The 5,134-nt window shown below is 57.5% G+C and carries 5 protein-coding genes; 4 read left to right on the top strand and 1 reads right to left on the bottom strand.

The features are described from left to right. The first annotated feature begins 90 nt into the window (after positions 1-90). Genes RT613_RS23335 through RT613_RS23320 form a run of 4 tightly spaced genes read left to right on the top strand, consistent with a single transcriptional unit; the run spans position 91 to position 4,370 of the window. The gene (locus RT613_RS23335; RefSeq protein WP_409558890.1) at positions 91-1,131 is read left to right on the top strand and encodes a molybdopterin dinucleotide binding domain-containing protein; all 1,041 of its coding nucleotides are present in this window, start codon (positions 91-93) and stop codon (positions 1,129-1,131) included. Continuing rightward, complete coding sequence (locus RT613_RS23330; protein WP_313618752.1) at positions 1,131-1,589, top strand: tripartite tricarboxylate transporter TctB family protein; 459 nt, start codon at positions 1,131-1,133, stop codon at positions 1,587-1,589. Before RT613_RS23335 ends, RT613_RS23330 begins: the two co-directional genes overlap by 1 nt. Positions 1,590-1,599: 10 nt before the next feature. Next, positions 1,600-3,099 (top strand): tripartite tricarboxylate transporter permease, encoded by a 1,500-nt coding sequence (locus RT613_RS23325; RefSeq protein ID WP_313618751.1) that lies wholly within the window; start codon positions 1,600-1,602, stop codon positions 3,097-3,099. Continuing rightward, on the top strand, positions 3,096-4,370 hold the full coding sequence (locus RT613_RS23320; protein ID WP_313618750.1) for an FAD-binding oxidoreductase: 1,275 nt from the start codon (positions 3,096-3,098) through the stop codon (positions 4,368-4,370). The genes RT613_RS23325 and RT613_RS23320 overlap by 4 nt, the downstream gene beginning before the upstream one ends. A gap of 83 nt (positions 4,371-4,453) precedes the next feature. Here RT613_RS23320 and RT613_RS23315 read toward each other — a convergent pair. Continuing rightward, positions 4,454-5,134: dipeptidase (locus tag RT613_RS23315; protein ID WP_313618749.1), on the bottom strand; the 681-nt coding region annotated here is incomplete at its 5' end.

The following is a 5,134-nucleotide window of genomic DNA, read 5'->3' as shown; positions in this document are numbered from 1 at the left end:
GAATCACAGCCGTCAGTTCAAATCAATGGGTCCTGACCCTACTGGGCTGGCGGCAATCCATTCCACCACCACCAGAACCTCAACCGTCTGGTGGAAGCCTGGCAAAAGCCCGAGACGATCATTGTTCATGAGCACTGGTGGAATGCGCATGCGCGCCATGCAGATATCGTTTTTCCAGCCTCAACCTTCATGGAGCGCGATGACGTTATCGCCAGCGGCCGTGACAGTTTCATTGGCTGGTCCTCGAGCCTCGCGTCACCGCCGGAAGGCATTGTCAGCGACCATGAGATCCTGCGCAGGATTGCAAGCAGGCTTGGCGTGGAGACAGCCTTCACGGAAGGTCTGACCGAGCAGCAGTGGTTGGAGCGCCTTTACGGCCAGGCCTGCACCGATGCCGCCGCACGCGGCATCAACATACCGGATATCGAAACATTCCGGGACACCGGAATTGTGGAAGTGGAAGCGCAGACCCCGGAGCGTGCCTTGCTGGCAGATTACCGCAACGATCCGGATAAATTTCCACTACGCACCCCTTCAGCCCGCATCCAGCTTGCCTCACAGACCATAGCCGGTTTTGGATATGACGATTGCCCCGGACACCCTGCCTGGTTTGAACCGAAGGAGTGGCTTGGCTCTCCTGTTGCAGACACGTTCCCGCTCCACCTTTTGTCATGCCAGCCGCATGACAAGCTGCACAGTCAGTGGGATCACGCAAAGCCATCGCGCCGTACCAAGACCGAAGGGCGCCAACCGGTGCGCATGCATCCCGAAGACGCCAAGAAGCGTAGTTTGAACGACGGCGATACGGTTAAAATCACCAGCCCGCGTGGTGCCTGCCTCTCTGTTGTTTCTGTCACCGACGCCGTGATGGAAGGCGTTGTACAGCTGGCAACTGGCGCATGGTTTGATCCATCTGACGTGACGAACCCAGGTTCGCTTGAACTGAACGGCAATCCAAATGTGCTGACGCCTGACCACGGCACATCACGCCTGGCACAAGGGCCAAGCCCCAATTCATGCCTTGTAGAAATAACGCGTTTCGAAGGGACCGTGCCGCAGGTACGCGCCTACCGACCGGCGGATCTGGTGGCAGATCCGCGCAAGACCACCGGAAAAAGCGAGGTAAAATAATGTCCTCACGCCTGAACACCGAGTTGCTCTCGGGTCTATTGTTCATATTGATTGGCAGCCTGTTTCTGATCGGCAGTCTCGATTTGTCGTATGGTACACTGCGCAGGATTGGCCCCGGCCGTTTTCCGGCGATGGTAGCTGTTGGCGTTATCATCATGGGCGTGATCATCGGCCTGAAAGGCCTCAAATTGGGTGCGGCGGGAGAAACCCTGCGCATCAACCCCTCGCGCCTTGTCGTCATCATCGCTTCGATCGTCATATTCGGCTTAACGGTTCGCGGCGCAGGCCTTCTGATATCAGTCGCGCTTTGCAGCCTGATTGCTTCCTTCGCTTCGCGTCCATTCCGCCCAATCACCATGGGCCTCTACGGCCTGTTTCTTGGCGGGGCCTGCAGCGCTGCATTCATCATAGGTTTAGGCATGCCGGTCCGCATTATCGGCCCGTGGTTCGGCTACTGAGGAGAGATTGATGGAAACAATAAACGCCCTTCTTCTCGGTCTCGATCAGGCAATCATGCCGGTCAACTTGTTCTGGTGTCTGATCGGCGCCTTGCTCGGCACGCTGGTTGGCGTTCTGCCCGGCCTCGGCCCAGCGGCCACCATGTCGATCCTTCTGCCATTCACCATCGGTCTCGAACCGGTGACATCACTGATCATGCTGGCTGGCATATATTACGGTGCCCAATACGGCGGCTCGACCACAGCAATTCTTCTCAACCTTCCCGGTGAAGCCTCATCGGTGGTAACCGCCATTGACGGTTACAAGATGGCGCGGAAGGGGCGTGCTGGTGTGGCGTTGGCAACGGCCGCCATCGGTTCCTTCTTCGCCGGCACGGTTGCCACATTGCTTCTGGCACTGTTTGCACCATCTCTTGCTGAAATCGGCTTGCTGTTTGGCCCAGCAGAATATTTCTCGTTGATGATCCTCGGCCTCATCGCCTCGATCGTTCTCGCACGTGGCTCCCTGCCCAAAGCCCTCGCCATGGTTTTCACAGGCATTCTGATCGGCATGATCGGGCAGGACGTTCAGACAGCCGCACCACGCTTCATGCTGGGATATGAAGAGCTGGCAACCGGCGTCAACTTCGTCGTTGTCGCCATGGGTCTTTTTGGCATTGGTGAGCTCATCAAAGATCTTGAACACACCGAAAGCCGCACGGCAATCAAGGCACCCTTCTTCTCGATGCTGCCATCGCGTGAGGACTGGCGCCGCATGGCCGCTCCAATCTTGCGCGGCACAGGTATCGGCTCTCTGCTAGGCCTGCTTCCCGGTAGCGGCGCCTTGCTTGCAGCCTTTGCTGCCTACGCCGTCGAAAAACGCGTTGCCAAGCCACCGGAAGGTTTTGGTGAAGGCGCAATTGAAGGTGTTGCAGCGCCGGAAAGCGCCAACAATGCCGGCGCGCAAACATCCTTCGTCCCGCTTTTGACACTCGGCCTGCCAGCCAATGCCGTGATGGCACTGATGTTCGGCGCTCTTATCATGCAGGGTATCGCACCAGGCCCGACCCTCATCAGTGATCACCCGCAAATTTTCTGGGGCGTCATCGTCTCCATGTGGGTTGGCAACTTCATGCTTCTGGTTCTCAACCTGCCGCTAATCGGCATCTGGACAAAGCTGCTGACGCTGCCATTCCAGTATCTCTATCCTGCCATCATCGTCTTCTGCGCCATCGGAGCATTCTCGCTTGGCAACTCGGTGTTCGACCTGTGGCTTCTGGCGATCTTCAGTATCCTAGGTTACATCTTCACCAAGCTGGATTGCGACGCCGCACCACTGGTTATGGGCCTCATTCTGGGACCTATGCTGGAAGAGAACTTCCGTCGCGCCATGTTCCTGTCACGCGGTAGCCTTTCGATCTTCGTCGACAAGCCAATTTCGGCTGGTCTGCTGGTAGCAGCCGTCGTGGTTCTGGCCTTGATCGTACTGCCGAAATTTGGCTCCGTACGCAAGGAGGCGTTCCAGGAATGACCTCGCATGTCGTCGTAATCGGTGCCGGCATTGTCGGCGCTGCAACTGCTCTGGAACTGCTGAAAGATGGCCATGAGGTAACGATCGTCGAGCCGGAACAGCCCGGCGGTCGGCAGGCCGCAAGTTATGGAAACAGCGGCTGGCTCAGCCCAGCATCGGTCATCCCTATGTCGATGCCCGGCCTTTGGAAGAAAGTCCCTGGCCTCGTCGCTGATCCAAATGGTCCTCTGGTCATTCGCTGGCGACATATCTTGCGCCTTGCGCCATGGTTGATACGCTTTGTCTCCGCCGGCGCCACGGTCGCCAAGGTCGAAAGAACGGCCAAAATTCTGTCATCCCTGCTGCATGACGCACCGACGCGTCATGAAACACTGGCAAAAGACATCGACCGTCCCGATCTGGTCGTTCGCAAGGGTTTGATCTACGCCTATCCGGACAAGGCCTCATTCGAGGCAGAGGCACTCGCATGGCGTCTGCGCCGCGACAACGGCGTAGCCTACCGTGAACTTTCATCCGATGAGTTACACCAACTCGAGCCGGCGCTGGCGCAGAGATATTCCTTTGCAGTCATCGCCCAGGAAGGCGCACATTGCATCGATCCCGGCGGTTATGTCGGCTCCATCGTCAAGGCTGCAGTCGATCGCGGTGCCAAACACATCAAGGCAAAAGCGGGCGGCTTTGAAATATCGTCCGGGCGCCTGCGCGGTGTCAAAACCAACAACGGAACCATCGCCTGCGATCGGGCAGTGATTGCCACCGGCATTCACTCGAAGACACTTGCCGCAGCAGCAGGCGACAAGGTTTCACTGGAAAGCGAACGCGGTTACCACGTGGTCTTTCCAAGGGATATCATCACCGGTGCCATGCCCGTCATGCCGGGAGACGGCAAGATGGGGAACAATCCCACATTGGCAGGGCTGCGCGTCGCAGGGCAGGTCGAACTGGCCAGCACTGAAACCGCGCCAGACAAGTCGCGGGCCGACATTTTGCTTCGTCACGCCAAACGCGCTTATTCTGCACTGGCAACTCCCCTCGATGAAAGCCGCATCGATTGGTGGATGGGTCATCGCCCATCGACACCGGACGGATTGCCAGTCATCGGACCGGCATCAGCGACCAGCGACATCATCTATGCTTTCGGGCACGGGCATGTTGGTCTCGCCACAGGACCGGCAAGCGCACGCATCGTCGCAGATCTGATATCGGGTCGTCCAACGTCCGAACATATCGCGGCCTTTGCCGCATCGCGTTTCAAACGCATTTTTGGCTGAGACAAGACAATACAAAAACATCCCGCACGATGATCATGTCGCGCGGGATGTTTCTCTCAACTCCTGGCGTCCAATAGCCGCGATCACGCGCCCCAGGTGCGTTCCAGCAGAGACACCCAGTTGCCGTGGGCAATTTTGACAAGGCTTTCCTCGTCATAACCCGCATCGCGAAGTGCTGTCAGCAGCCGCGGCAATCCCGTCGCATCACCGATTTTCTGCGAAATCAGCGTTCCGTCGAAATCAGAACCCAGCGCCACGTGGTCGATACCAACATGTTCGACAAGATAATCGATGTGGCGCACCATCACGGAAATATCCAAATTGGCATCAGCCTTGCCTTCTGGATGAAGGAACTTGACGCCGAAATTCAACCCGATCAAACCACCCGTATCCCGGATGGCAGAGAGTTGCCAATCGGTCGCGTTGCGGCTGTGCGGGCAGACAGCAAATGCATTGGAGTGTGACGCAACGAGCGGTGCATCCGAGATTTTTGCAATGTCGCGGAAACCGGCATCATTCATATGCGACAGGTCAACCATGATCTTCAACTGATTGCACAACCGTATCAGGTCGCGACCAGCATCCGTCAGGCCCCCGCCGATATCAGGGTCATGCCCGAAACGGAAAGGAACGCCATGCGCGAAGATATTTGGGCGGCTCCAGACCGGGCCAAGCGTGCGCAGACCTGCGGCATAAAGAACGTGGATGATGTCGAGATCCGGACCGGCAGCCTCAATGCCTTCAATATGGAAAACAGCGGCAAA

Source organism: Agrobacterium sp., assembly GCF_032092815.1.
Classification (GTDB): Bacteria; Pseudomonadota; Alphaproteobacteria; order Rhizobiales; family Rhizobiaceae; genus Agrobacterium.
This window is presented reverse-complemented; position numbering and strand designations above follow the sequence as displayed.

Bases quoted from the DNA above. Each gene is read 5' to 3' on its own strand.
- RT613_RS23330 (WP_313618752.1), top strand. From the start codon at position 1,131: ATGTCCTCACGCCTGAACACCGAGTTGCTCTCGGGTCTATTGTTCATA.
- RT613_RS23320 (WP_313618750.1), top strand. From the start codon at position 3,096: ATGACCTCGCATGTCGTCGTAATCGGTGCCGGCATTGTCGGCGCTGCA.
- RT613_RS23325 (WP_313618751.1), top strand. From the start codon at position 1,600: ATGGAAACAATAAACGCCCTTCTTCTCGGTCTCGATCAGGCAATCATG.